At 64.4% G+C, this 25742-nt stretch carries 23 protein-coding genes; 10 read left to right on the plus strand and 13 right to left on the minus strand.

Annotated features, from left to right (window positions below):
* Positions 1 to 160: 160 nt before the first annotated feature.
* The 7 genes from ACSVHC_RS02135 to ACSVHC_RS02165 all read left to right on the plus strand — a co-directional run bounded on the left by ACSVHC_RS02135 (position 161) and on the right by ACSVHC_RS02165 (position 9220).
* Positions 161 to 1531, plus strand: coding sequence for a DUF6421 family protein (locus tag ACSVHC_RS02135; protein ID WP_437773268.1), 1371 nt, complete (start codon positions 161 to 163; stop codon positions 1529 to 1531).
* Positions 1528 to 2259 carry an SDR family oxidoreductase gene (locus ACSVHC_RS02140; protein ID WP_437773267.1) on the plus strand — a complete coding sequence of 244 codons (732 nt, stop codon included), beginning with the start codon at positions 1528 to 1530 and terminating at the stop codon, positions 2257 to 2259. The genes ACSVHC_RS02135 and ACSVHC_RS02140 overlap by 4 nt, the downstream gene beginning before the upstream one ends.
* A 9-nt stretch (positions 2260 to 2268) precedes the next feature.
* The gene (locus ACSVHC_RS02145) at positions 2269 to 3381 is read left to right on the plus strand and encodes a threonine aldolase family protein (protein WP_437773266.1); all 1113 of its coding nucleotides are present in this window, start codon (positions 2269 to 2271) and stop codon (positions 3379 to 3381) included.
* Between the two features lie 61 nt (positions 3382 to 3442).
* Positions 3443 to 4108: a DUF3000 domain-containing protein gene (locus ACSVHC_RS02150; RefSeq protein ID WP_439180561.1), complete on the plus strand. Its 666-nt coding sequence runs from the start codon at positions 3443 to 3445 to the stop codon at positions 4106 to 4108.
* Between the two features lie 69 nt (positions 4109 to 4177).
* Positions 4178 to 5530 (plus strand): HRDC domain-containing protein, encoded by a 1353-nt coding sequence (locus ACSVHC_RS02155; protein ID WP_437773264.1) that lies wholly within the window; start codon positions 4178 to 4180, stop codon positions 5528 to 5530.
* 250 nt (positions 5531 to 5780) lie between these two features.
* A complete protein-coding gene (locus ACSVHC_RS02160) occupies positions 5781 to 7073 on the plus strand; it encodes a thiolase family protein (protein WP_437773263.1) in 1293 nt (430 codons plus the stop codon).
* Entirely contained in the window at positions 7070 to 9220 is a 2151-nt protein-coding gene (locus ACSVHC_RS02165) for a 3-hydroxyacyl-CoA dehydrogenase NAD-binding domain-containing protein (protein WP_437773262.1), read from the plus strand. Before ACSVHC_RS02160 ends, ACSVHC_RS02165 begins: the two co-directional genes overlap by 4 nt.
* A gap of 2 nt (positions 9221 to 9222) precedes the next feature.
* Here ACSVHC_RS02165 and ACSVHC_RS02170 read toward each other — a convergent pair whose 3' ends face one another.
* The 8 genes from ACSVHC_RS02170 to ACSVHC_RS02205 form a co-directional block, all read right to left on the minus strand.
* Positions 9223 to 10302: a nucleoside hydrolase gene (locus ACSVHC_RS02170; protein WP_437773261.1), complete on the minus strand. Its 1080-nt coding sequence runs from the start codon at positions 10300 to 10302 to the stop codon at positions 9223 to 9225.
* A 10-nt stretch (positions 10303 to 10312) separates the two neighbouring features.
* The gene (locus ACSVHC_RS02175) at positions 10313 to 11290 is read right to left on the minus strand and encodes an aldo/keto reductase (RefSeq protein WP_437773260.1); all 978 of its coding nucleotides are present in this window, start codon (positions 11288 to 11290) and stop codon (positions 10313 to 10315) included.
* Positions 11291 to 11329: 39 nt separating this feature from the next.
* Complete coding sequence (locus ACSVHC_RS02180) at positions 11330 to 11545, minus strand: helix-hairpin-helix domain-containing protein (protein ID WP_028266791.1); 216 nt, start codon at positions 11543 to 11545, stop codon at positions 11330 to 11332.
* 30 nt (positions 11546 to 11575) lie between these two features.
* On the minus strand, positions 11576 to 12136 hold the full coding sequence (locus ACSVHC_RS02185; RefSeq protein WP_437773259.1) for a hypothetical protein: 561 nt from the start codon (positions 12134 to 12136) through the stop codon (positions 11576 to 11578).
* 94 nt (positions 12137 to 12230) lie between these two features.
* Positions 12231 to 14204: a 1-deoxy-D-xylulose-5-phosphate synthase gene (gene dxs, locus ACSVHC_RS02190; RefSeq protein WP_437773258.1), complete on the minus strand. Its 1974-nt coding sequence runs from the start codon at positions 14202 to 14204 to the stop codon at positions 12231 to 12233.
* Positions 14205 to 14346: 142 nt separating this feature from the next.
* On the minus strand, positions 14347 to 17178 hold the full coding sequence (locus ACSVHC_RS02195; RefSeq protein ID WP_437773257.1) for an aconitate hydratase: 2832 nt from the start codon (positions 17176 to 17178) through the stop codon (positions 14347 to 14349).
* Between the two features lie 139 nt (positions 17179 to 17317).
* Complete coding sequence (locus ACSVHC_RS02200; RefSeq protein WP_437773256.1) at positions 17318 to 18712, minus strand: class I SAM-dependent RNA methyltransferase; 1395 nt, start codon at positions 18710 to 18712, stop codon at positions 17318 to 17320.
* The gene (locus ACSVHC_RS02205; RefSeq protein ID WP_437773255.1) at positions 18712 to 20685 is read right to left on the minus strand and encodes an APC family permease; all 1974 of its coding nucleotides are present in this window, start codon (positions 20683 to 20685) and stop codon (positions 18712 to 18714) included. The genes ACSVHC_RS02200 and ACSVHC_RS02205 overlap by 1 nt, the downstream gene beginning before the upstream one ends.
* A 110-nt stretch (positions 20686 to 20795) precedes the next feature.
* Between ACSVHC_RS02205 and ACSVHC_RS02210 the strand changes: the two genes are divergently transcribed.
* Both ACSVHC_RS02210 and ACSVHC_RS02215 read left to right on the plus strand, forming a co-directional pair.
* Positions 20796 to 21470 carry a potassium channel family protein gene (locus ACSVHC_RS02210; protein WP_059389103.1) on the plus strand — a complete coding sequence of 225 codons (675 nt, stop codon included), beginning with the start codon at positions 20796 to 20798 and terminating at the stop codon, positions 21468 to 21470.
* Entirely contained in the window at positions 21467 to 22198 is a 732-nt protein-coding gene (locus ACSVHC_RS02215) for a potassium channel family protein (protein ID WP_437773254.1), read from the plus strand. The genes ACSVHC_RS02210 and ACSVHC_RS02215 overlap by 4 nt, the downstream gene beginning before the upstream one ends.
* Here the strand turns inward: ACSVHC_RS02215 and ACSVHC_RS02220 are convergent.
* From ACSVHC_RS02220 to dut, 4 genes are all read right to left on the minus strand, one after another.
* Entirely contained in the window at positions 22168 to 22956 is a 789-nt protein-coding gene (locus ACSVHC_RS02220) for a DUF3159 domain-containing protein (RefSeq protein WP_437773253.1), read from the minus strand. The two genes, ACSVHC_RS02215 and ACSVHC_RS02220, sit on opposite strands and share 31 nt — an antisense overlap.
* The gene (locus ACSVHC_RS02225) at positions 22953 to 23306 is read right to left on the minus strand and encodes a hypothetical protein (RefSeq protein ID WP_437773252.1); all 354 of its coding nucleotides are present in this window, start codon (positions 23304 to 23306) and stop codon (positions 22953 to 22955) included. Before ACSVHC_RS02225 ends, ACSVHC_RS02220 begins: the two co-directional genes overlap by 4 nt.
* On the minus strand, positions 23299 to 24048 hold the full coding sequence (locus ACSVHC_RS02230; RefSeq protein WP_437773251.1) for a DUF3710 domain-containing protein: 750 nt from the start codon (positions 24046 to 24048) through the stop codon (positions 23299 to 23301). Before ACSVHC_RS02230 ends, ACSVHC_RS02225 begins: the two co-directional genes overlap by 8 nt.
* 111 nt (positions 24049 to 24159) lie before the next feature.
* Positions 24160 to 24672 (minus strand): dUTP diphosphatase, encoded by a 513-nt coding sequence (dut, locus tag ACSVHC_RS02235; protein WP_437773250.1) that lies wholly within the window; start codon positions 24670 to 24672, stop codon positions 24160 to 24162.
* Positions 24673 to 24792: 120 nt separating this feature from the next.
* Here dut and ACSVHC_RS02240 point away from each other — a divergent pair, with 120 nt between their 5' ends.
* The gene (locus ACSVHC_RS02240; RefSeq protein ID WP_345446725.1) at positions 24793 to 25293 is read left to right on the plus strand and encodes a DUF3093 domain-containing protein; all 501 of its coding nucleotides are present in this window, start codon (positions 24793 to 24795) and stop codon (positions 25291 to 25293) included.
* Here ACSVHC_RS02240 and ACSVHC_RS02245 read toward each other — a convergent pair.
* Positions 25290 to 25589 carry a DUF4193 domain-containing protein gene (locus ACSVHC_RS02245; protein ID WP_059389107.1) on the minus strand — a complete coding sequence of 100 codons (300 nt, stop codon included), beginning with the start codon at positions 25587 to 25589 and terminating at the stop codon, positions 25290 to 25292. The two genes, ACSVHC_RS02240 and ACSVHC_RS02245, sit on opposite strands and share 4 nt — an antisense overlap.
* Positions 25590 to 25742 lie beyond the last annotated feature (153 nt).

Genomic DNA, 25742 nt, shown 5'->3' on the forward strand with positions numbered 1-25742 from the left:
CCCCCCCCAGGCCAGCCCTCCCCGGGCTGGATCTTCCGGGGGCTGTCGGAACCACTTGCGAAAGAGTTTCTTATGCTCGGGCCACTTTTGAATTAGCGACTCTGACCGCTTGCTACGCTCGCCTCAGAACATTGATTCTTGAGGAAAGGCACCGTCGACGATGACCACCACCGTTACCACCACCCGTCCGCGCATCACCTCGGACAACCGGGACTGGATCTCCCTGAAGGCCGCAGCCACCGCCCTTCAGGCGTTCCAGAGCCAGGATGGCTCCATCCAGGATTCCCTCCACCATGAGGCTGCCCGGGCATACACGGCCACCATCATGGAGGCCATCACGAGCCTGGCTCCTGCGTTCCCGCATGACGCTGCCTATCTCGAACTCTTGGTCACGGATTTCGGCCGCTGGGCCGACGCCGGCTTCGGAGTCCCGGACTTCCTCGACTCGCTGCTGGCCTTCCAACCCCAGGAACACCGCGAGGACGGGCTCCAGCATCTCGTGGTTTTCCCGATGTACACCCAGAACGGCAGCACGAGCCGTCTTGTGGAAGCGGTCCTGATCGAGGTGATCTGGCCCGAGTTCATCGGCGCACTGGAGGCCGGCGACTACTCCAACAAGCTGTTCGTTCCCATCCGTTTCCTGGACTTCACCCCCGGCTACGACACCAATTCGGCAGTGCTCTTTCCCGAGACCGTCGCAGTGCGGGAAACGCCTGCCTTCACGTGGGGCGCCATCTTCGCCGACCGCGAGGCCGCCCGCTTCCGCCGTGTCCTCAAGGCAGCCGCCGCAACAACCTCCCTTGAGCTGCCCGCGGATGCCGCCGAGCTGTTGGATGACCAGGAACTCACGCAGCGGACGTTCGTCATGTGGGACCTGATCCATGACCGCACCCACATGCGCGGCGACCTTCCCTTCGATCCGTTCATGATCAAGCAGCGGATGCCGTTCTTCCTCTACTCGCTCGAAGAGCTCCGCTGCGACCTGACGGCTTTCCGCGAATCCGTCAGGATCGAGAAGGACGAGGACGCTTCCCCCGACGCCCGGCGCCACGCGAAGCTCCTGCAGTACGCCGTCATCTTCGACCGCATCTTCCGCTTCGCGATCACGGGCAACCGGGTCCGCAACTACGATGGCCTGGGCGGCCAGCTCCTCTTCGCCTGGATGCACCAGCACCACGTCCTGCACTGGACCGACAGCAAGCTCAGCATCGACTGGGACGAGGCCGCCGACGTCGTCATCGAGCTCGGTGCCCGGATCGAGGAACTGTACTGGCGCTCCATCGACCGCCCCAAGGCCGCCCACTGGCTCGCAGCGTATAAGCTCATTTCCGGTACGGTCACTCCGCACCCGGCTTCGGTCTGGGCGAAGGGCCCAGAGGCACTGCCGCTCGACGGGCCGCCCCGCGGCCTCACCGACCAGGTCCTCGACGACGAATTCCCCCTGTCCATGTTCTACGAAGCACTGGAGAAGAAAATGCGTCCGATCATCGAATCAACCACCGGTATCACCGGGCAGACCGCAGCCTCATGACCGGCGGACCGCTGACTGTCGTTGTCACTGGTGGCAGCAACTCTTCCGGGATCGCCGTGGCCCGCGCCTTCGCACTGGCCGGGCACCGGGTCTTTACCATCGGCTCGAACGAGGCCCGCATCAAGGCCGCAGCGGCCGAAGCGGGCGACGACGTCACTCCCCTGGTATGCGATCTTTCCCGGCTGGAGTCCGTGCGCGAACTCGCCTCGGAGATCCACGGGAGCACGGAAAGGGTCGACGGCGTCATCCACCTGGTGGGCGGGTGGCGCGGAGCCAAGGGAATCGAAGACCAGCCGGATGAAGACTGGGCCGCCCTCGAGCAAAGCGCCGTCACCACCCTGAGAAACGTTTCCCGGGTCTTCTACAAGGATCTCGCTTCCTCCCCCACGGGTCGTTTCGCCATGGTGAGTTCGACGGCGGTCGCCGCACCTACCGCCGGGGCCGCGACCTACGCGGCGGCCAAGGCTGCCGCGGAGACCTGGACCCTGGCTGTGGCTGACGGGTTCCGCCGTGATCAATCAGGCAACAAGGACGAACCCGCGGAGCAGCACAGCGCGGCCGTCGTCTTTGTGGTCAAGTCGCTCTTGGACGCGGCGATGCGGCGGGAACACCCGGAGCGGAAATTCCCCGGATACACGGACGTCGAGGACTTGGCGACAGCCGCCGTCGGGCTCTTCGACAAGCCGGCAGCGGAACTGAACGGACAGCGCCTCCTCCTGGCCAAATAGACTGAAAGCGTGAATGAACAAGTGACGAGCACTACAGAAGAATTCCCGGCTGCCCTCGATACGGAAGCCAGTGGACGACTCCACGATCCCTCCGTCCGCGGTTTCGCGTCGGACAACTACTCCGGCGTCCACCCTGAAATCCTGGCGGCCCTTGCCGCAGCCAACGGCGGCCACCAGGTCTCTTACGGGGAGGACCAGTACACGGAACGGCTCCAGGAAGTCATGGAGCAGCACTTCGGCGCAGGCATCGAATGCTTCCCCGTTTTCAACGGCACCGGTGCGAATGTATTGTCCCTGCAGTCGCTGCTGCCGCGCTGGGGTGCCGTCATCTGCGCCTCGACCGCCCACATCAACATGGACGAGAACGGCGCGCCGGAGCGGATCGGCGGCATCAAGCTCCTCCAGGTCCCGACGTCGGACGGCAAGCTGACTCCGGAATTGATCGACCGCGAAGCCTGGGGCTGGGGCGACGAGCACCGCGCGCAACCCCTGGCCGTCTCCATCACGCAGACAACGGAACTCGGCACGTGCTACACCCCGGAGGAAATCCGGGCGATCGCCGACCACATCCACGCCAAGGGCATGAAACTGCACATGGACGGCGCCCGGCTCGCCAATGCCGCCGCCCACCTTGGCGTACCGTTGCGGACGTTCACCCGCGACGCCGGCGTGGACATTTTGTCCTTCGGCGGCACCAAGAACGGGCTGCTGTTCGGCGAGGTAGTGGTCGCCCTGAATCCGGAAGCCGCCCACGGGCTGAAGTTCCTGCGCAAGATGAACATGCAGCTGGCCTCCAAGATGCGTTTCATTTCGGCCCAGTTCATCGCGCTTCTGGAGTCCGGGCTGTGGCTTCGCTCTGCGGAACACGCAAACGCCATGGCCTCGCGGTTGCGTGCGGCAGTCGACTCGATCGAGGGTGTGGAGCCTACGCAGGCCACGGAGTCCAACGGCGTCTTCGCGGTCCTGCCCGCCGGCGTCGCCGATCGCCTCCGCTCCTCGTTCAAGTTCTATGACTGGAACGAAGCGAACCGCGAGGTGCGCTGGATGTGTTCCTTCGACACCACCGAAGAGGACATCGATTCCTTCGTTGCCGCAATCAAGCGCGAACTGGCGTCCGCATAGGGCACGGGACGGGGCGGCGTGGCTTCAAGGTTTCGCCGCCCCGGACACATAATCTGCGAAGGTGAACGCACTCGCACAGGTTCCCGCGGATTTCTTGCATGCGTTGGGAACGCTACGAAAAGCAAAGTGCCGGAGCGAGCTGCGGCTCGCGGAAATCCCGGCGCCCTCCCGCTTGGCGCCATACGCGGTGGCTTTAGGGGCAGAGGTCTTCAGCCGATCGACCCGGCCCGGCCGGACCCCGGTCCATGGCCCTGCAGCCATGGCATTTTCCAGCGAGAACAACCCGGGATCCCCCGGCGCGGCCGATGACGAAGACGATGAGCTTGCAACAGGCAGGTTCATCTTGCTCCACGATCCCGACGGCTCGGCTGTATGGGACGGGGAATTCCGGATCGTCACCTATATCCGGGCCCAGCTGGAAGCCGACATGGGCAACGACGCCATGCTCGGTTCCGTTGCGTGGACATGGCTCGTGGACGCGCTTGAGAACCATTCAGCCCAGTACCGCTCAGCGGGCGGAACGGCCACGCGCATCCTGTCCGAGAGTTTCGGGACTCTGGCCGAAAGACCGGAAACCATCGACATCGAACTCCGTGCCTCATGGACACCTGCGTCTTCAGATGTCCAGGCCCACCTGGAGGCATGGTGCGACATGGTCTGCACGTTCGCAGGACTGCCTCCCCTTCCTCCCGGCGTCACTCCCCTGCCGAATCGGCGGCTCACGTGAAGGCCGTGAACGTCCGCTGCAATCCCCGGCCGGACCGGCCGGGCACAGAGTCGGTAAACTGAAGGCACCATGACCCCTGAAAATCTGGAACCCACCACAGCCGGCGCTCCGGCTGCTGATCCCACACCACACATCACGGTAGACGGCTTCGAAGGCCGGATACCTGAGATCATCGACCTGGATGTCCCGCGCGAGGGCGTGCCGCTTGTCATCGACACCCTGTCCGGCCTGGAGCGGTGCGCCGCTGCCATCGCCGCAGGATCCGGCCCCGCCGGGGTCGACGCCGAGCGCGCCTCCGGCTTCCGCTACGGGCAGCGCGCCTTCCTGGTGCAGATCCGGCGCGACGGCGCAGGCACGTGGCTGATCGACCCCGAGCCGTTCGATGACCTGAAGATCATCAACGAGGCGCTGCGCGGTGTCGAGTGGATCCTGCACGCCGCGACGCAGGATCTTCCGTGCCTGGCCGAGCTTGGCATGTGGCCTGACAAGCTCTTCGACACGGAACTCGCCGCACGCCTTGCCGGACTGCCCCGCGTAGGCCTGGCAGCCGTCATCGAGCAACTCCTGGGCTTCGGCCTGGCCAAGGAACACTCTGCCGCCGACTGGTCCACCCGCCCCCTCCCGGAACCCTGGCTCCGGTACGCCGCCCTCGACGTCGAGGTGCTCGCCGAATTGCGGGAAGAACTCATCGAACTCCTGGAAGCTGATGGCAAGCTGGAATTTGCCGAACAGGAATTCGCCGGCATCCTCGGAGCAGGCCTTCCAGCCCCGAGGGTGGACCCGTGGCGCAAGACCTCCGGACTGCACCAGATCCGTGACCGCCGTCAGTTGGCTGCCGTGCGCGAGCTTTGGTACGAACGGGATCAGCTCGCGCGGAAACGGGATGTTGCTCCCAGCCGACTCATCCCCGACTCTGCCTTAGTCGCCGCAGCCAAGGCCATGCCCACGACCGTTCCGCAGCTCCTGGCCACCAAGGGCTTCCACGGGCGGGCCGCACAGCGCGAAGCGCCACGCTGGCTGCGCTGCATTGCCGGCGCGAGGAGCACCGAAGACCTTCCACCGCTGCATCTTCCAACCAACGCTCCCCCGCCACCGCGGGTCTGGACAGACCGCGATCCCGAAGCCGCGGCCCGCCTGGGAACTGCCCGGCCCCGGCTTCAGGAGGCCGCCGATGGGCTCAAGCTTCCCGTGGAGAACCTGCTCACTCCTGATTACATGAGGCGCGTGCTGTGGCGGCCGCCGTCGGACATCACTGTGGAGTCCGTGTCGGAAGAGCTGCGCTCTCTCGGCGCCCGCGAGTGGCAAATTGCCATTACGGCGCCGATCCTCACCGAGGCGTCACTGAATCCGCAGCCGTTGCCGCCCAAGGAGCCCAAAGAGCCCCGGAACCCGCCGTCCAAGGAACGGACCCCGGCTCCCTAGACCAAGGTTCCCGCACTCCCCGTGTGACCCCCGCTCACAAACAAGCCCTCCCTGCGCGACGCCCGCTCACATCTACACCCTTTCCTAGGGAAATCCTCGGGTGATGTGAGCGAGGGTCCGCCGGAAACCCTTGATATGTGAGCGTGGATCTCCTTGCGCGCTAAGTTACTGGCGAGTAACATGGCCGTCAATGACACCGGCTTCCCGTGTGAGGGCTGTCCGGCATCCATGTCTCAACGAGGAGCCCCACATGATCCAAACCCGGAACAGCGCCAAGCCGCGGGCAGTCCGTGACGTCGTCTTCGTGGACGGCGTCCGGACGCCATTCGGCAAAGCGGGCGAAAAAGGCATCTATGCGGGCACCCGTGCCGATGACCTCGTGGTCAAGTGCATCCGCGAGCTGATGCGGCGTAACCCGGGCCTGCCCGCCGAACGCGTTGACGAAGTCGCCATCGCCGCCACGACCCAGACCGGCGACCAGGGCCTGACCATCGGCCGGACCGCCGCCCTCCTGGCCGGCCTGCCCCGCAGCGTGCCCGGCTTTGCGATCGACCGCATGTGCGCCGGAGCAATGACCGCGGTCACGACGACGGCGAGCGGCATCGGTTTCGGCGCTTACGACGTCGTGATTGCCGGCGGTGTGGAACACATGGGCAACCACCCCATGGGCGCAGGAGCGGATCCCAATCCCAGGTTCATGTCCGAGCGGATCGTTGATCCAGCCGCCCTGAACATGGGCAACACCGCGGAGAACCTGCACGACCGTTTCCCGTCGATCACCAAAGAGCGGACCGACACCTACGCTGCGGCGTCCCAGGCAAAGCTAGCCGCCGCCTACGGCAAGGGCCAGATCCAGCCCGACTTGGTCCCGGTCGCCACAATGAAGCCTGGACAAGGCTGGACAGTGAACACCGTCGACGAGCCGCCACGCCCCGGGACCACGGTGGCTGACCTCGCGGAGCTGCGCACTCCGTTCAGGGCCCACGGCCGGGTCACCGCAGGCAATGCCGCCGGCTTGAACGACGGCGCGACGGCGGCAGTTCTGGCCTCCGCGGAGGCTGCCGAGGAGCTCGGCCTGTCCGTGAAGATGCGCCTCGTCTCCTATGCCTTCGCCGGCGTCGAACCCGAAGTCATGGGCATCGGACCTGTCCCGGCCACCGAGAAGGCGCTCAAGAACGCCGGACTCGGCATCGAGGACATCGGCCTTTTCGAGATCAACGAAGCCTTCGCGGTTCAGGTCCTGAGCTTCCTGGACCACTTCGGAATTGCCGACGACGACCCGCGCGTCAACCGCTACGGCGGGGCCATCGCCGTCGGGCATCCCCTAGCATCGTCCGGTGTGCGGCTCATGAACCAATTGGCGCGCCAGTTCGAAGAAGACCCGTCAGTCCGGTACGGCATCACCACCATGTGCATCGGCCTGGGAATGGGCGCCACAGTAATCTGGGAGAACCCGCGTCACGTGGATTACAACAGCTACAGAGACTACGACAGCGCAACAGAGACCTCCGCCGACACCGAGAGCAAGGGAGCCGCAGCATGAGCGCCGCAGAATTCCAGAAACTGGCCGGACTGTTCCCGGACGAGACCGTGACCCACTCCCACGTACAGGACATCGAACTCCCCGGCAACGCCGGAACGTTCGCCCTGATCACCCTCGACAACGGCCTGGACCACACCAAGCCCACCACCCTCGGGCCCAATACCCTCGTCGAGCTCGGGACGGTACTTGAAGGGCTCAAGGATCGCGCTGCGCGCGGAGAGATCGTGGGCGTCGGCGTCACGGGCAAGCCGTACTTCCTGGTGGCTGGAGCGGACCTCTCTGCGGTCAAGCGGCTCGAAGAGCGCGAGCACGGCCTGTGGATGGCGCAGCTGGGCCACGACGTCTACGCGACGCTCGCCGACTTGGGCGTTCCCAGCTTCGCCTTCATCAATGGCCTCGCGCTCGGTGGCGGCCTCGAAATCGCCCTCCAGTCCACCTACCGCACGGTTTCGACCGGCGCTGGCGCCCTCGCTTTGCCCGAAGCCTTCATCGGGCTCGTCCCCGGTTGGGGCGGCGTCTACATCCTGCCGCGACTCATCGGCCCGGAAAACGCCCTCAAGGTGATGATCGAGAACCCGCTGAGCAACAACCGCACGCTCACCGGCCGCCAGGCTTTCCAGCTCGGCATTGCCGACGCCATCTTCGAACCCGCGGATTTCGTGGAGCAGTCAATTGCCTGGGCCGCCAAGGTGATCGCGGGCGAGGTCGTCCCCGAACGGAGCAACTCCGTGGATCCGGCGGATCCCGCAGTTGCCGAACGCTGGGCCGGCGCCGTGGCAGCGGGCCGGGCGTTCGTGGAAGCCAAGACCTCGAACGCATCACCGGCTCCGGCCAAGGTGCTGGATATCCTCGAGGCCAACCGGACCATGGGCAAGGCGGAATCCGCGGCCCTGGAATGCGAGACACTCGCTGATTTGATGCAGACGGATGAGTTCCGTTCCACCGTCTACGCCTTCCTGGACCTCGTGCAGAAGCGGTCCAAGCGTCCTGCCGGCGCGCCCGACCGCAAGCTCGCGCGCCCGGTGACGAAGATCGGGGTCGTCGGTGCCGGCCTGATGGCGAGCCAGCTCGCCCTGCTGTTCGCGCGCCAGCTCAAAGTACCCGTGGTCCTCACAGACATCGACCAGGATCGCGTGGACAAGGGAGTCGCCTACGTCCATGCGGAGGTGGACAAACTGCTCGGCAAGAAGCGGATAAGCTCCGACGCAGCCAACAGGACCAAGGCCCTCGTCAGCGGCTCCGTCTCCAAAGACTCATTCGCCGATGCCGACTTCGTCATTGAAGCTGTCTTCGAAGAACTCAATGTCAAGAAGCAGGTCTTCGCAGAAGTGGAGGCCATCGTCTCTCCCGAATGCATCCTCGCCACCAACACGTCCTCGCTGTCCGTGACGGCGATGGCCGAAGATCTCCAGCACCCGGAGCGCCTGGTGGGTTTCCACTTCTTCAACCCGGTTGCGGTCATGCCGCTCCTGGAAATCGTACGTGTTCCGAAGACCGACGACGCCGTGCTGGCCACCGCGTTCGAGCTCGCCAAGGGCTTGAAGAAGACAGCCGTGCTCGTCAAGGATGCCGCCGCTTTCGTCGTCAACCGGATCCTGCTGCGGCTCATGGGCGAAGTCATTGCCGCGTTCGACGAAGGGACGCCGGCGGAAGTCGCCGACTCGTCGCTCCGCCCCATGGGCCTGCCGATGAGTCCTTTCACCCTCAGCGCAATGGTGGGCCTTCCGGTCGCCCAGCACGTCCAGGAATCGCTGCACGCGGCCTTCGGCGAGCGTTTTGCGGTCTCCCAGAACCTGCAGAAGTTGGTTGACAACGGTGTGAAGTCACTCTGGGCCCCGGGTTCTGAAGGAAAGCCAGTCATCCCGGCGGAAACGTTGGCGCTCATGTCCTTCGGCACCACTCCGTCCACGGCCGAGGAAGTCCTGCGTCGCACGCAGGATGCCTTGGCCGAGGAAATCGGGCTCATGCTGTCCGAAGGCGTGGTGGCAGGGCCGGAAGACATTGACCTCTGCGTCATCCTCGGAGCAGGCTGGCCGATGTTCCTGGGCGGGATCACACCGTATTTGGACCGGGTGGGTGCCTCCGAACGCGTCAACGGCAAACGCTTCCTGGCACCAGGAATCGCGTCGAAGCCGAACGCGGGCTAACCTTACCGCCCCCTAGGGTCCGGCAGCTCCCGGGCGAGGCCGCCCAATGACCGCACCAATTCGGCAAACGCCTCCCTTGGGTGGTTCTCCGAGACGATGCGCGCGTTGGGCGGCTCGCCCCACAGTCCGCGGAAGTCCGCCACGGTGGTCCCGATGAGCCTGGGGGCTGCTGTCTCGACGTGCACTGTTGCCGTGCGTGTACTGTACCTGGCAGTGCCGGCGGCGACGGACGCCGCGAAGTAGTCGTGGATGTGCGCCACATAGCCTTGGCCGTAACGGCGATGGAACTCGAAATAAAAGCGCAGCATATCGCTGAGGTGCCGCACGAGTTCGTTGGATGCGGTGCTGCGCCGCCCTTCCGGCTGTTCCGGAAGGACAAGTTCCGGCTCCGTGCAACCCGCCTCGGCAGCCAAGGCGGCCACGTGTTCGGGCCTCAGTTCTATCCGTTCCGTGGTCTCCAAGGCGCACACCACCGGCAGGCGTTGCTCAGGAAGTCCGGAGAAGGCAGCAAACACCTCGGCCGCTGCGTGCGGATCAACGTGGGTGTTCCACTCGGCCGTCGGCGTCGTGTTGCCCTGGTAGTAGTAGCTGCCACCCATGATCACGACGCCGCGCAGCAGCTCCGGTAGCCGCGGCTCGGCCCTCAGGGCGAGGGCGAAGTTGGTAAGCGGCGCCGTCAGCAGCGCGGTCAGCTCCCCCGGCCGTGACCGGGCCGCTTCGACCCAGAGCGCGACGGCGTCGGCGTCGTGCACTTTTCCGTGCGGTTCGGGCAGCTCGGCATAGCCGACACCTTGGGACCCGTGGGTTTCCGGCGTCGTGGTCAACGGAATCAACAGCGGAGCCCGGGCACCGAGGGCAACGGGCACGTCAGGGCGGCCGCACAACTCGAGCAGGGACAGGTTGTTGCGTGCCACTTGCTCCGCCGCGACGTTGCCAGGAGTGCTGCTCACGGCTACCAGCTCCACATGCGGCTGGCTGCAGAGGTAAGCCAGGGCAAGGGCATCGTCGATTCCCGTGTCGGAGTCCACGAGCAAGCTCACGGGCTCGCGCTGGCGTGCAACCGCTGCCTGCTCCCAGCTCATGGAACGCTCCTTAGAAGAGGGCGACCTTGGGCGTGCGCGGGAAGATGTCGTCCATTTCGGCGCGTTCTTCTGCCGTGGGCACCCAGCGCACCGCTTGCGCGTTCTCGGCGATTTGTTCAGGGCGGGTGGCTCCCGCAATCACACTGCTGACTGCGCTCTGGGCGGCCAGCCAGGAGAAGGCCAGCTGCAATTCGTTCAGGTCCCGCTCTTTGGCGAATTGGCTGAACCGGCCCAGCTGGACCCAGTCGGCGTCGTTGACCATGTTGGTCCGCGTGTGGCTGAGGCGCGATCCTTCGGGGGCGTTGCCTTGAGCATACTTGCCCGTCAGGAGGCCGTTCGCCAAGGGGAAATACGGCAGCACACCGAGCCCGAAGGCCTGGGCGGCCGGCAGGACTTCGAGTTCCGCGCGACGGTCCAGCAAGTTGTAATGGTTCTGCGTCGAAATGAACCGCGCACCGCCCTGCATCCGGGCGACGTATTCCGCTTCGGCGATCTGCCAGCCTGCACGGTTGGAATGACCGAGGTACCGGACCTTGCCGCTTGTCACGAGGTCATCGAGGGCGGCGAGGGTCTCGTCAACCGGGGTGAGTGGATCCGGCGTGTGGTACTGGTACAAGTCAATCCAGTCGGTGCCGAGGCGGCGCAACGATGCTTCGGCGGCCTGGATGATGTAACGTCGCGATCCCCGGGCGCCGAAATCGTTGCCGTTGGCGCCGTGCATGTCCATACCGAATTTCGTGGCCACGACGGCGTCGTCCCTGCGACCTTTCAGGGCGACGCCCAGCATGGTCTCACTGAGGCCGGGCTCCCGGCCGTAGACGTCTGCAACATCGAAAAGGGTCACGCCGGCATCCAAGGCGGCATGCACTACCGCATTGGTACCCTCCTGCGATTCCGTGGCCGTATTGGCCCGCCCGAGATTGTTGCACCCCAAACCGACTACTGAGACGGTCAATCCGGAATTTCCAAGACGGCGATATTCAGTCATGGTTTCACCCTACAACGCCCGCAGGGGCCAGTCCGCCGCTCAGGATCCGAACGCGATTCCTGCCTCTTCCATCGCGTCGTGCAACTGGGCCATGACCTTGGGGCCCATGCCGTGCAGGGCCGCGACCCGTCCCTCTCCGAATTCGGCGAGCTGCTCCAAGGTTTCCAGACCCTCGTGGGCGAGTGCCCTTCGTGCCGGAGCGGACAAGCCCTTCGGCAGCGGAGTGTGTCCGGGCCAGTTGCTCTTGGGCGCCATGTTTGTCCCTTCGAAGCGGTGAGGTAGTCCTTAGAGGGTAAATCCCGGACCGGTTTTCGGCGAGTGTTTTACTTTGAACGCGGTGGGTTCGGCATGGGGCGCGGCCGCGATGCTCAGCTTGGTGAAGTCGAGGTCTTCTCCCCGGATGCACACCTTGATGGCGTTGACGGCCTTGTTGACGTCCGGGCACAGGCAGAAAATGTTGAGCTTCGCGTCGCTGATGTCGGATCGTTCCACGGTACCCAGGCCGCGCCAGGCCAGTTCGCTCGTCAGCGCGGCCTTGGCCTTGCGTTCAAGGTAGCGGTCCCGGTCGGTGCCGTCCTTCGTCTTCAGCGCGATCTGTGCGACCACCCAAAACTGCTCAGTCTCGGGAATCTCCGCATAGCCGTCCTCTTCGCATTGCGCGGCAAAGGCCGTCATGAGTCCTTCGACGGCGGATTCGTCCTCGACGTCGGTTTCGTCCGTGCTGCTCTGGTGTCCCACAACCCCGCGGTTGATCACGAGCTGCTTGAATTCCTCGTCATACCAAGCCTCCCGGAAATGCAGGACCGCTTCTTCGTCGCGCTTATAGGTGCGGATGATGCCGCTCATGCCTATCCTTTTCTGGACCACTCCGCGCAGGTGCTGTTCTGGACCTGTGCTGTCGAAGGGTGCCTGTGTGTTTGATTCCGCTGGGAACAGCCGTTCACAGCTTGGGGAGACTGCCCGTCGTCGGATGTTCTTGTCCTGGCAGGGGCCGCGCGAAAGGCACCTTTGTCCCCAGGACCTGCGCGACGACGTCGTGCGTTATCTGTTGGGCGGTAAGCCCCACCCGCTCAAGGATCTGGCTCCGGGTTCCATGGTCGAGGAATTCGACCGGAAGCCCCACCTCGTTGAGGGCCGTGTCCACACCGGCCGCGCGCATCTCCTGGCGGATCCGGGAGCCGACGCCGCCAGCACGGACGCCGTCTTCGATGCAGATCACCAATCGGTGCCGGGCGGCAAGGGCAATGATGGACTTGCGTACGGGCAGGACCCACCGCGGATCCACCACGGTGGAACTGATGCCTTGGGAGCCGAGACGCGACGCGACATCGAGGGCGAGCTCGGACATGGCGCCGACGCTGACAATCAGGACATCGTTCTCGGTGGAGCCTTCGGGGCGGCGCGCCAGCACGTCGACGCCGTCGGAAAGCCGTTCGATCGCTTCGATCTCACTTCCCACGCTGCCTTTGGAGAAACGCACCACGCTGGGCGCGTCCGCGATGGCAACAGCTTCGCGGAGTTCTTCCCGCAGGCGGCTGGCATCCCGCGGAGCCGCGAGGTGCAGCCCCGGAACGATCTGGACCATCGCCATGTCCCACATACCGTGGTGACTGGCTCCGTCCGGGCCCGTCACGCCGGCACGGTCCAACACGACCGTCACCCCGGCTTTGTGCAGTGCAACGTCCATGAGGAGCTGGTCGAAGGCGCGGTTCAGGAATGTCGCGTAAACGGCAACGACGGGGTGCAGTCCGCCAAAGGCCATGCCTGCGGCCGAGGTAAGGGCGTGCTGTTCGGCGATCCCGACGTCGATCACTCGTTCCGGGTGCCTTTCCGCGAACTTGTGCAATCCGACGGGGATCAGCATGGCCCCGGTGATGCCAACGATGTCGTCGCGCTCATCGGCGATGTCCGCGATTTCCTCGGCGAAAACCGATGTCCAGGAGCGGGCTCCACCGGCTTCGGTGGGTTCGCCGGTCTCAGGATCGATGATCCCGACGGCGTGGAACTGGTCCGCCTCGTTGGCGAGGGCAGGTGCGTAACCGTGCCCCTTTTCGGTCATCGCGTGGACGATCACGGGGCCGCCGTAATTGCGGGCAGTAGTGAGCGCGTGCTCAAGGGCCCGCATGTTATGGCCGTCGACGGGGCCGATGTACTTCATGCCGAGGTCTTCGAACATGCCTTGCGGAGCCCACCAATCCTTGATGCCCTTCTTCATGGCATGCAGGCTCTTATAGGTGAACTGGCCGATCGGTCCACCGCTCTGAAGTTTCTTCTTCCACCAGTCCAACACCACTTCGTAGGTGGGGGCTGCCCGGAGGGAGTCTATCGTGGGGCGCAGTGAAGCGAGGTAGTCTGCCACACCGCCGACGGTGGGCGCATAGGAGCGCCCGTTGTCGTTGACGACGATCACCACGCGGCGTCGCTTGTCGGCGGCGATGTTGTTGATCGCCTCCCACGCCATACCGCCCGTCAGCGCGCCGTCTCCGACGACGGCGACAACGCAGCGATCGCCCTCGCCGGTCAACTGGCGGGCCCGGGAGATACCGTCGGCCCAGGACAAGGAGGAGGACGCGTGTGAGCTTTCCACGATGTCGTGCTCGGACTCTGCGCGATCCGGGTAGCCGGACATTCCCCCTTGCTGCCGGAGGGTGCTGAAATCTTGCCTGCCGGTCAGCAATTTGTGGACGTAAGACTGATGGCCTGTGTCGAAAACGATGCTGTCGCGCGGGGAATCGAAAACTTTATGGATGGCCATGGTGAGTTCCACCACGCCAAGGTTCGGTCCGAGGTGACCGCCCGTTTGGGCGACGTTGGTGATGAGGAAAGTCCTGATCTCGCCTGCAAGCTGCTCCAACTGCTCACTGGTGAGCTTGCCCAGGTCCTGCGGGTTCCGGATTGTCTCCAAAAGTCCCAACGGCCCCTCCTTAGGGTGATTGACGTGCTATACAACTCTAACGCCTTGGCCGGCACCAAGCCGCAGGAAAGGCTACAGCCCCGGCCGGTCGATGACCAGCCGGGGCTGTAGCTGTTGCCTTGCGGCTCATGCGGAGTTCTCGCTAGTGTGCCGAGATTTGGCGCAAAACGTACTGCAGGATGCCGCCGTTGCGGTAGTAGTCCGCTTCGCCCGGGGTATCGATGCGCAGCACTGCATCGAAGGACTTGGTGCTGCCGTCCTCTGCCGTTGCGGTGACCTTGAGCGTCCTCGGCGTCGTGCCGTTGTTCAGCTCGGTGACGCCCTCGACGGAGAACGTTTCCGTGCCAACAAGGCCCAGCGACGCAGCGGACTCGCCGGCCGGGTACTGCAGCGGGAGGACGCCCATGCCGATGAGGTTGGAGCGGTGGATGCGCTCGTAGCTTTCGGCGACGACGGCCTTCACGCCCAGCAGCGCGGTTCCCTTGGCAGCCCAGTCACGGGACGAGCCCGAGCCGTACTCCTTGCCTGCAAGGACCACCAGCGGGGTACCGGCTGCCTGGTAGTTCTGGGCAGCGTCGTAGACGTAGGCCTGGGGGGCGTCCGCCTGGGTGAAGTCGCGGGTGAAGCCACCCTCAACGCCCGCACCGTCGTTGAAGTCAGCGAGCAGCTGGTTCTTGATGCGGATGTTCGCGAACGTTCCGCGGATCATGACCTCGTGGTTGCCACGGCGTGAACCGTAGGAGTTGAAGTCCTTGCGCTCCACACCGTTGGCCAGAAGGTACTGGCCTGCCGGGGTGTCCGACTTGAAGGAACCGGCCGGGGAGATGTGGTCGGTGGTGACCGAATCGCCGAGCTTCAGCAGCACGCGGGCGCCGGCGATGTCCGTTACCGGTTCCGGCTGCGCCTTCATGCCTTCGAAGTACGGGGGCTTCCGCACGTACGTGGACTTGGCGTCCCAGGCGAAGGTGTCGCCGGCCGGGGTCTCGAGCGCCTTCCAGCGGTCGTCGCCGTCGAAGACGCCCTCGTAACCGCGGGCGAACATTTCCTTGTCGATCGAGGAATCGATGACTTTCTGGACCTCGACAGGGTTCGGCCAGATGTCCTTCAAGAAGACATCGTTGCCGTCCTGGTCCTGGCCCAGCGCATCAGCGTCGAAGTCGAAGTCCATGGTTCCGGCCAGGGCGTAGGCGATGACCAATGGCGGCGAGGCCAGGTAGTTCATCTTGACGTCCGGGTTGATGCGGCCTTCGAAGTTGCGGTTGCCGGAGAGGACAGCCGTAACGGAAAGGTCGTTGGCCTGGACAGCCTCGGAGATTTCGGCGTCGAGCGGTCCGGAGTTGCCGATGCAGGTCGCGCAGCCGTAGCCCACGATGTAGAAGCCGAGCTTCTCCAGGTAGGGAGTCAGGCCGGACTTCTCGTAGTAGTCGGTGACAACCTTGGAGCCGGGAGCGACCGAAGTCTTGACCCACGGCTTGGAGGCGAGGCCCTTGTCGACGGCGTTACGGGCGAGCAGCGCGGCAGCCAGCATCACGGAAGGGTTGGACGTGTTGGTGCAGGAGGTGATCGAAGCGATCGAAACTGCACCGTGGTCCAGTTCGAATTCGCGGCCGTCAGCTGTTGTGACGCTCACCTTTTTCGACGGACGACCGTTGGACTTCGGGCCGTGTGCGTGCGGCGCTACGTCGGCCAGGTGCGTCGTGGAGGCGGTGAACGACGGCGAATCGGAGGCCGGGAAGCTCTCGTCGATCGCTTCGTCGAGGCTTCCGTCGGCCAGGTCTTCCTTCACGTAGTTGCGCAGGTCCTCGCGGAACTGGGCCTTGGACTCCGTGAGGATGATCCGGTCCTGGGGACGCTTCGGACCCGAGATGGAGGGAACAACCGTGGACAGGTCCAGCTCGAGGTACTCGGAGAACTTGATCTCGTGCGAGGGATCGTGCCAGAGGCCCTGTTCCTTCGCGTAGGCCTCGACCAGGGCGACGTTCTGATCGGAGCGGCCGGTGAGGCGCAGGTATTCGAGCGTGACGTCGTCGATCGGGAACATCGCTGCCGTGGAACCGAACTCCGGGCTCATGTTGCCGATGGTGGCGCGGTTGGCCAGCGGCACAGCCGCAACGCCTTCGCCGTAGAACTCCACGAACTTGCCGACCACACCGTGGTTGCGCAACTGCTCGGTGATGGTCAGGACAACGTCCGTGGCGGTAGCGCCCGCGGGGATGGAACCCGTGAGCTTGAAGCCGACGACGCGCGGGATCAGCATGGAGACGGGCTGGCCCAGCATCGCAGCCTCGGCTTCGATGCCGCCCACGCCCCAGCCCAGAACGCCCAGGCCGTTGACCATGGTGGTGTGGGAGTCCGTACCGACGCAGGTGTCAGGGTAGGCGCGCAGGACGCCGTCAACTTCGCGGGTCATAACGGTGCGTGCCAGGTATTCGATGTTGACCTGGTGGACGATGCCGGTTCCCGGGGGAACAACCTTGAAGTCGTCGAAAGCAGTCTGGCCCCAGCGCAGGAACTGGTAACGCTCGCCGTTGCGCTGGTATTCGATCTCCATGTTGCGCTCAAGGGCGCCGGAGTTGCCGAAGGCGTCGATCTGCACGGAGTGGTCGATGACCATCTCAGCCGGAGCCAGCGGGTTGACGCGCTTGGGGTCGCCGCCGAGCTCCTTGATGGCTTCACGCATGGTGGCAAGGTCAACCACGCAGGGAACCCCGGTGAAGTCCTGCATGATGACTCGGGCCGGAGTGAACTGGATCTCGGTGTCCGGCTGGGCATTTGGATCCCAGCCAGCCAGGGCGCGGACGTGGTCGGCCGTGATATTGGCGCCATCTTCCGTCCGCAGGAGGTTTTCAAGCAATACCTTAAGGCTGAACGGAAGGCGGTCTGCGCCCTCAACGGAGTTCAACCGGAAAATTTCATAATCGGTGCCGGCTACATTCAGTACGCCTTTGGAACCGAAGCTGTCCACAGTGCTCATGGCAGGACTCCTCTCGCAACAGCTTTCATCTTTGTCGCGTGGTTGACCGCTAGCTAGTTAGGCAAACCTAATCTGAGCATCGTGCGGCCGGTGGAGAAGTGAAGCGCGACGTAGGACTTCTCCCCCATCGTAGTGGCGGCTACGCCGCCGGCACCAGCAACGCAACGGTCTCAACGTGATGCGTGTGCGGATACAGGTCGAAGGCCCGGAGGGATTCAAGACGCCATCCGCCGTTCCGGAAGTACCCCAGATCACGCGCGAAGGACGCCGGATCACACGACACATAGGCGATTGCCCGCGGCCCGGACTCGATGAGCTGGCTGACCACCGCTTTGCCCGCACCGGCCCGCGGCGGGTCGATCACCAAGGCATCGAAGCTTCGCGGACGCTGCCGGAGGACACGTTCCACCCTGCCCTGGACAATTTCGACCTGGGTCTCGCCGTGCAGATTCTTGCGGGCATCCCGGCTGGTCCCGGGCGATCCTTCGACCGACAATACCGAACCGGTGATCCCCACAGCATCCGCCAAGGGCGCCGTAAACAATCCGGCTCCCGCGTAAAGATCGGCGACGGCCGATCCTGGAAGGAGGTAACCGCCGTCGTGCAGGAATCGCGTCACTGCCCCCACCAGGGTCCCGGGCGCATCCTTGTGGATCTGCCAGAACCCTTCGCCCGTGACGCGGTATTCGTGACCGGCAGCCGATTCCTGGACCCACGTCCTGCCGCGAAGCTGCAGGACTTCTCCGCCGACGGGGTCGAAGCGTGCCACTGAGACCTCATGCGGGAGCTGGCCCAGGATCCGGTTGAGGCGCCGGGCGTCGGTACCCTCTTCCGGGGCGAGAAGGACGAGCGGACGCGATCCGTTGGCAGGCGCGGCCACTTCCACCCGCGAAATCCCCCGCAGATCGATGTCCCAGAGCCGCAAATCGTTGATGCCGGGCAGCGCCAAGGGCATCTCGTGAACCGGAATCACGACGTCGGAGCGGTGGGCATGCATCCCCAGCCGGCCACCGGGGGTGACGGCGAAGCTGGCACGGGTCCGCCAGCCGAGCCCTGTCTCGCCGTCGGAACCTGCGACGCTGTCGGAGCGCGGGTCGCCGACGGCCGGCTCCACTTCGACATTGAGTTCGACCCCGGCGAGCCGCTTGAGCTGCTCGGCTAGGACTTCGGCTTTGAGAAGACGCTGCCGTTCCAGTGTTACGTGCCCGAGCTCGGCGCCGCCCACGGGCGGACCGCCCTTGCGCCAAGCGGCAAGTGAGTCGGCGAGCGGCCAGAAATGGCGTGTCCGGTCCTCTGATGCTTCCAAGACGTCGACGACGTCGGCACGCCAGAACCGCGAAGACTCCCCCGAGTCGGTCAGCCTGACCCGGACCTTCTCCCCCGGGATGCCGTGCCGGACAAAAATGACCCGGCCTTCGTGCCGTGCGACGAAGTGGCCGCCATGGGCGATGGGGCCGACGTCCACCACCAGCTCCGTGGCAGCTCCGTCCTGGGCCGTGGGCGAGCTGGATTCGGTGTTGCTGGGGTGGGTCATCAGGTATCCTGCAATGCCTTTGCTTCTTCGGAGGACTTCAATTGCCATGGAACGCTGGCCACCATGACGCCGGGCTCAAAGTGGAGCCGGGCCTTGATGCGCAAGGCGGTCTGGTTGTGGACGAGCTGTTCCCACCACTTGCCGACGACGTACTCCGGGATGTAGACGACGATCAGGTCGCGCGGGGAATCGCGGCGCATGTTCTTGACGTAGTCCAGGATGGGCGTGACGGTTTCCCTGTACGGGCTCGCCAAGACAGTCAGCGGGACCGGGATGTCCAGCTTGTCCCAGGCCTCGACAGTGTGCGCCGTTTCCTCATGGTCGATGTCGACGATGATCGCGTCCAGCCGGGACGGCCTCGATGCCCGGGCGTAGGCGAGGGCGCGCAGCACCGGTTTGCGGACGTGGGACACCAACAGCACGGCGTGGACCCGGGTAGGCAATGCACGCGGGGAAGAATCCTCGTCAACGGCAAGTTCCTTGGCCACGTTGTCGTAATGGGCGCGGATGCTCCACATGATGAGGAACAGGACGAACATCGCCAGGAGGGCGATCCAGGCGCCCTGTTCGAACTTTGTGATCAGCACGATGGTCAGCACCAGCGCCGTCATGGCGAAGCCGAGCCCGTTGATGGTGCGGGACTTCAGGATCCTGCGGCGGACGGCTTTGTCCTGCGCAAGTTTGAGTTCCCTGCCCCAGTGACGCACCATGCCCAACTGGCTCATCGTGAAGGAAATGAAGACGCCGACGATGTACAGCTGGATGAGCTTGGTGACATCGGCGTTGAAGGAAATGATGAGGACCAAGGCCCCGGCCGCAAGGGCGAGGACGCCGTTGCTGAATGCCAGGCGGTCTCCGCGGGTCCGAAGCTGGCGGGGAAGGTAGCCGTCCTGGGCGAGAATCGACCCCAGGACCGGGAATCCGTTGAATGCCGTGTTGGAGGCGAAGACGAGGATGACGCCGGTGGCGGCGACAACAACGTAGAACGGGATGGACCCGGGGCCGAAGATCGTCTGTGCAATCTGGCTGATGGCGGGGTTCTGGATGTAGTCGTCCGGGAGCGGTTGGCCATGCAGGAGGAATTCCTTGGCCGGGTCCAGCACGATGTGGACCTTGGTGGCATTGGCAAGGTAGATGATGCCGGCGAGCATGGCCGAGGCGATGACTCCGAGCAGCATCAACGTGGTGGCCGCGTTCTTGCTTTTGGGCTTCTTGAAGTTCGGCACGCCGTTGCTGATGGCCTCCACGCCGGTCAGGGCGGCTGCGCCGGAGGAGAATGCCCGGAGGAGCAGGAACGCCCCTGCCAGGCCCACGAGTCCCTGGTCGAATCCCTCTTGCGGGACGATCGTGAAGGCTGCCGAGGGAGCCTGGCCGAGTTGGCCGGTGGCCGCCTGGAAGATACCGACGGCCGTCATGCCCAGGATGGAGAACATGAAGATGTAGGTGGGAACCGCGAAGACACTGCCCGCTTCCTTGATTCCGCGCAGGTTCACGAGTGCCAGGACGACGACGCCGACCGTCGCGATGAGCGCCTGCTGCCCATGCAGCGAGGGAATCGCCGTGGTCAGGTACGCCGCCGCGGAGGACATCGACACGGCGACGGTGAGTACGTAGTCCACCAACAAAGCGGCAGCGACCGTCAGGCCCGCGAACTTCCCCAGATTGACGTTGGCGATTTCGTAATCGCCGCCGCCTGAAGGGTACGCGTGGACGTTCTGCCGGTACGAGGCGACAACCGTGAGCAAGACCACCATGACCGCAAGGCCTACGAGCGGCGAAATGGCCACGGCGCTCACGCCCGCGAGGGCCAGGGTCAGCAGGATTTCGTCAGGGGCGTACGCCACGGAAGACAGGGCATCCGAAGCGAAAATCGGCAGCGCAATGCGCTTGGGAAGCAGGGTGTGGGCCAGGCGGTCGTTCCGGAACGGCCGCCCCACCAACACCCGCTTCGCGGCGTTGAGAATTGTCAGCACTCCGCAAAGCTACTCTGAATCGAACGCGATGTCATGACGGCGGACTGGCTTCGGCGACTTGCCCCGGTAGAGTCTTACCGAGCGGCAAGCATAAGAGTGAAGGAGAAACCGTGGCTCACTTTGTGATCATGGGTTGCGGACGAGTTGGCGCAACTTTGGCGCACACTTTGGAAGACGCCGGCCATTCGGTGGCAATCATCGACCAGGACGACCGTGCCTTCCGCCGCTTGCGCAGCGGATTCACCGGCAGGAAAGTCACGGGCGTCGGCTTCGACCGGGACACCCTCAAGCAGGCAGGTTGCGAGGAGGCGTACGCCTTCGCCGCCGTCTCCAGCGGTGACAATTCGAATATCCTCGCCACCCGGGTAGCCCGTGAGACTTTCCATGTTTCGCATGTTGTTGCCCGCATCTACGATCCCGGCCGCGCCGAAATCTACCAGCGCCTGGGCATCCCCACGGTGGCCGCCGTGCGTTGGAGCGCGGACCAGGTCCTGCGCCGGATCCTGCCCGAGCAGCACCTGGCAGGCGATTACCGTGAACCCTCCGGCCGGCTGGTCTTGTCCGAAGTGGACCTTGACCAAGGCTGGATCGGGCACCCGTTGACCGCCATCGAAGCAGCATCCGGAATCCGTGTCGCATTCCTTACCCGTTTTGGCGAAGGCGTCCTGCCCCAGGCCGGAACGGCGTACCAGGAGGGCGACACCGTGCACGCCATGTTGAACCTGGACCGCAGCGCCGAGGTGGCGCGCATCCTTTCCAGCGCACCCGCCAAGGAGTCTGAGTGAAAGTCGTTATTGTCGGCGCAGGCAGCGTCGGTTCATCCATCGCGCGTGAATTGCTTGCCCACAAACACGAGATCATGCTGATCGACCTCAAGCCCGAGGTCATCGGGCGCAGCGGCCTCCGGGGCGCGCGCTGGCTGGTAGGCGATGCGTGCGAATTGAGCACGCTGCAGGAAGCGAAACTGGAAGGGGCCGACGTCGTCGTCTCCGCGACCGGCGACGACAAAGTCAACCTTGTGGTGTCCTTGTTGGCCAAGACCGAATTCGGTGTGGGCCGCACGGTGGGACGGGTCAACAATCCCAAGAACGACTGGATGTTCAATGATTCCTGGGGCGTCGACGTCGCAGTCAATACCCCGCAGCTCATGACGGCGCTCGTCGAGGAGGCCGTGGAAATCGGTGACCTCGTCCGCTTGCTGACCTTGCAGACGGGTGTGTCCTCGTTGGTCGAATTCACGGTTCCCCACGACTCGCACATCATCGGCAGCACCGTGGGCGGGATCGAATGGCCCGACGACGCCACCCTGGTGGCGATCCTCCGGGACCATGCTCCCATCACACCGAGCCGCGACGACGTGATCGACGGCGGCGACGAACTGTTCTTCGTCACGACCATTGTGGCCGAAGACGGCCTCAGGGCCTTGCTGTCCCCCACCGCCGCGGACCACGGTTCAGCTGACGTCGAAGAAGAGTTTTCGGATCAGTCCGACGACGACGGTTTCGACGGCTGATGATCGCGGTCCGGCTTCTGGCCCGGCACCGGCCGGGTCAGAAGCCAGGCAATCCAGAGACCCAGGATGTATAGCGGAGCCCCCATAATGAGCCTCATGGTAGCGAGTGCGGCCAGACCCGGTTCGCCCATGAAATACAGCGGAACCTGGACTACAAGACGAAGCGCCAGCACGGCAATGACCACCCACGTGCCGATGGCGTAGGCCCGCAGGCGCTCCGGGTTCTTCCGCCATTCGAAGCCCTCGTTGCGGACGAATCCGAACAGGAGGCCGGCGATCGGCCACTTGAGCAGGATCGACAGCACCATTCCCACGATGTAGGCGATATTCGTGTAGAAACCCAGAACGTAGAAATCCTCGGCCTTGCCGGTGGTGTTCGCGAGCCAAGCGGAGATGGCGACGCCGGCGATCCCGGCAAGCGCCTGGGTCAGCGGGCGCCGTTGGACCAGCCGGACCACGGTGAAGACGGCTGCGGCCGCGAGGGAGGCAATCAGGGACGCCGGAAGGTCGCGGGTAACCATGAAAGCGATCAGGAAGACGAGGCCGGGCACGGTGCTCTCGGCTATCCCCTGAACACCCCCGGCGGATTTGAGGATGTCCACGTGCCCGTGGCTGTTGCGTTGGAGTCCGGCCTTTTCGGCGTACCCGGCGGCAATGTCCGCAATGCTCGGCCCCTGCGTGCCCTGGCGGGGCTCCTCCGAGGCGGGGTTTTCCGGCGCTGGTTTTTCGTGGGGGCCGGATCCGTTGGCGACGGTCATTGGTGCTCCTGCCGGGAGAGGATTTCATAGCGCGGATTGAACATGGTGGGCATCCCGTCCCGCGGCGTGACCATGCCTTCGAGCCGCAGGACAGTCCCAGGGTCGATACCGGGCACTTTGCGGCGCCCGAGCCAGATGACGCGGAGTCGGGTCAACGGACCCGTGTCACCCCTGTGCGCAATCCGGTCGACGACGATCGCCGAGAAGTGTGCTTGTTCGTTGGCAGGCTGGTAGGTCACCGACTCAATGAATCCCGTGCAGTCGACCCGTCCCCGGACGGGGAGTTCAGTGAGGGGCAGGGACGCCGGACCGCCATGGGCGGCAGCGGGACGCGCAGCTTTGTCAGCCAATCTGGGTGATCTCCGGGCCGCGCTCGGGTTGCTGAAGCTCGGGCGCTTCGTGGGGAGCCTCGTGCTGCCCGGAGGCTACAGCGTCCTTGGGCAGCTTCAGCTGAAGCAACTCACGGGGCGGCATGGGGTTGTCTCCGCGGATGACCACAACCTTGCGGAAGAGGTTCTCAAGTCCTTCGGCCGCCTTCCTATCCAATGCGGCGTTTCCCCCGATGACGCCACGAAGGAACCAGCGGGGCCCATCGACTCCCATGAACCGGGCAGCCCGGAAGCCACGTCCGCCGTCGGCGGATTCGGTAGGAAGCTTGGCGACGAGTTCGGTGCCGAAGGTACCGACGATCTCCTCGACTTCGCCTCCTTGGCTGGACACGGACTGGCCGATTTGCTCGCGGATCTCGTCCCAGAGCCCTTCGGAACGTGGAGCGGCAAACGCCTGGAGCTGGAGGCTAGAGCCGTCGAGGTCCATGGTGACCGCAACTACCCGCTGGGTTGCCTCTTCTACTTCAAGGCGCAATTGAAGGCCTTCGGAAGGCTCGATCAGCAAGGCGCCAAGATCCACGTAGCCGTCCTGGCTATCAATTTCGCTGGCATCCAATGGCCCCTTGGACAAACGGAAGTCGCCCTTGGCGGTTCCACCGTCTACCGGGCCGGAGTCCTGCCGCGTCGTCGCGGCATTGGCCTGCTCAGTACCGTTGTCTTTCGGCTGCTCAGCCTTGGACTTCTTTCCGCGCCCAAAAAGCATCGGGTTGTCTCCTTAGTAGTGGTCTATCCCCCAGTAAACCGCAGACTGCCCGTCAACTCGCGGGCAGCATGGCAATCAGCTCCATGCAGTGCCGATTGTCGAGGGTTGTTGCTAGCTCACGGCCGGCGCGAAGCCTCCGGTAGATCCAAAGCCGTCGGCGCCGCGCGAGGTGTCGGACAACTCCTCCACGGAAACGAACTGCGCATACTCGACGCGCTGGATCACCATTTGAGCAATTCTATCGCCGCGCTTGAGTTCGATTGCGTGGTTTTGGTCAGTATTCAAAAGCGTCACGGAAATTTCACCTCGGTAGCCGGCATCAACCGTCCCGGGAGCGTTGACCACAGTGAGTCCATGCTTGGTTGCCAGCCCTGATCGGGGGTGGATCAGTGCCACAAAGCCGTTCGGCAGCGCGATCGAGACGCCCGTGGGAACAAGCTTCCGCTCTCCCGGAGCGAGCGATACGTCCGCGCGGGCCCGCAAGTCAGCGCCGGCGTCACCGGGGTGGGCGTATGACGGTGCTTCCAAACCGGCGTCGAGCATTTTCAGTTGGACCTGAAGGGTCGGCGCACCGTATTCGGCGGAGGTGTCTGCTGGATTGGCTACTGCTGTCTCGTGGCTCACAGTCACATATTCTATCGCCCACGGAGTGCTCCCCCGGTTGCTGTGGCACGTCGGTCGCAGGGCAGTCACAGGGCCAGGGAGCGTTAATTCCCGGGGTCACAGTCCCGATAAGCTGGTGGCATGCCTGAATCGACTGCTTCCGTACCCGTGCCGCACCATTCCTCGAGTGGAACGGGCGTCCTGTTTACGGAAAAGCTCTGGCCTTCCCCCTGGATCTGGATTGTGGTGGTCGGCTTGTCCGCCGCGGGGATCCTGATGTTCGCCCCGATCAGCATCACCGCAGGGATTATCGCCGCGCTGGTCCTCTTCGCGATAATGACCACCATGCTGGTGTTGTCCACTCCTGCGATCGTGGTGGACCGGGACACCGTCCAAGTGGGACGCGCCACCATCCAGCGCGAGTTTGTCGGCGCCGTCACCGCTTACCGCAAGGACGAAGCCACCGCGGAGCGCGGAACCCGCCTCCACGGACTCGCGTTCCTTTGCCTCCGCGGCTGGATAGATCCCGTGGTGCGCATTGAAATCACCGACCCGGCGGACCGCACCCCGTACTGGCTCACGTCCACGCGCCGTCCCGAAGAACTTCTGGCAGCGCTGTCCAAGCAGGCCTCCCGAGGCTAGCTTTCGCATTCCTTGCAGTAAAGGTGCCCGTCCTTCTCCCGCGCAATTTGGGACCGGTGTTTGACGAGGAAGCAATTGAAGCAAGTAAATTCGTCCGGCTGCGGAGGCAGGACGCGGACCAGCAGCTCTTCGCCAGACAAGTCCGCCCCGGGGAGCTCGTAGGCGTCCGCGAGGTCAGTCTCATCAATATCAACAGCCGATGACGACTGTTTCTCGGTGCGATGCGACTTGAGTTCCTCGATCGAGTCCTCGGTGTCTTCTTCGGTCTTCCGAGGGGCATCGTAGTCCGTTGCCATGGTCCCTTCTTCGTCTCCCTTGTACGTCACGCAGGGCTTGCGGTCCGGTCGACCGGAACCTGCTCCGGTCTAAGGATGTAACGCAGCGGGCCACATTTTTGTGCCCGATACCGGGCAGATTGTCCTCCCGGAAGATTCGAATGTCCATACCCC

The organism is Arthrobacter sp. KNU-44 (genome assembly GCF_051843155.1).
Classification (GTDB): Bacteria; Actinomycetota; Actinomycetes; order Actinomycetales; family Micrococcaceae; genus Arthrobacter.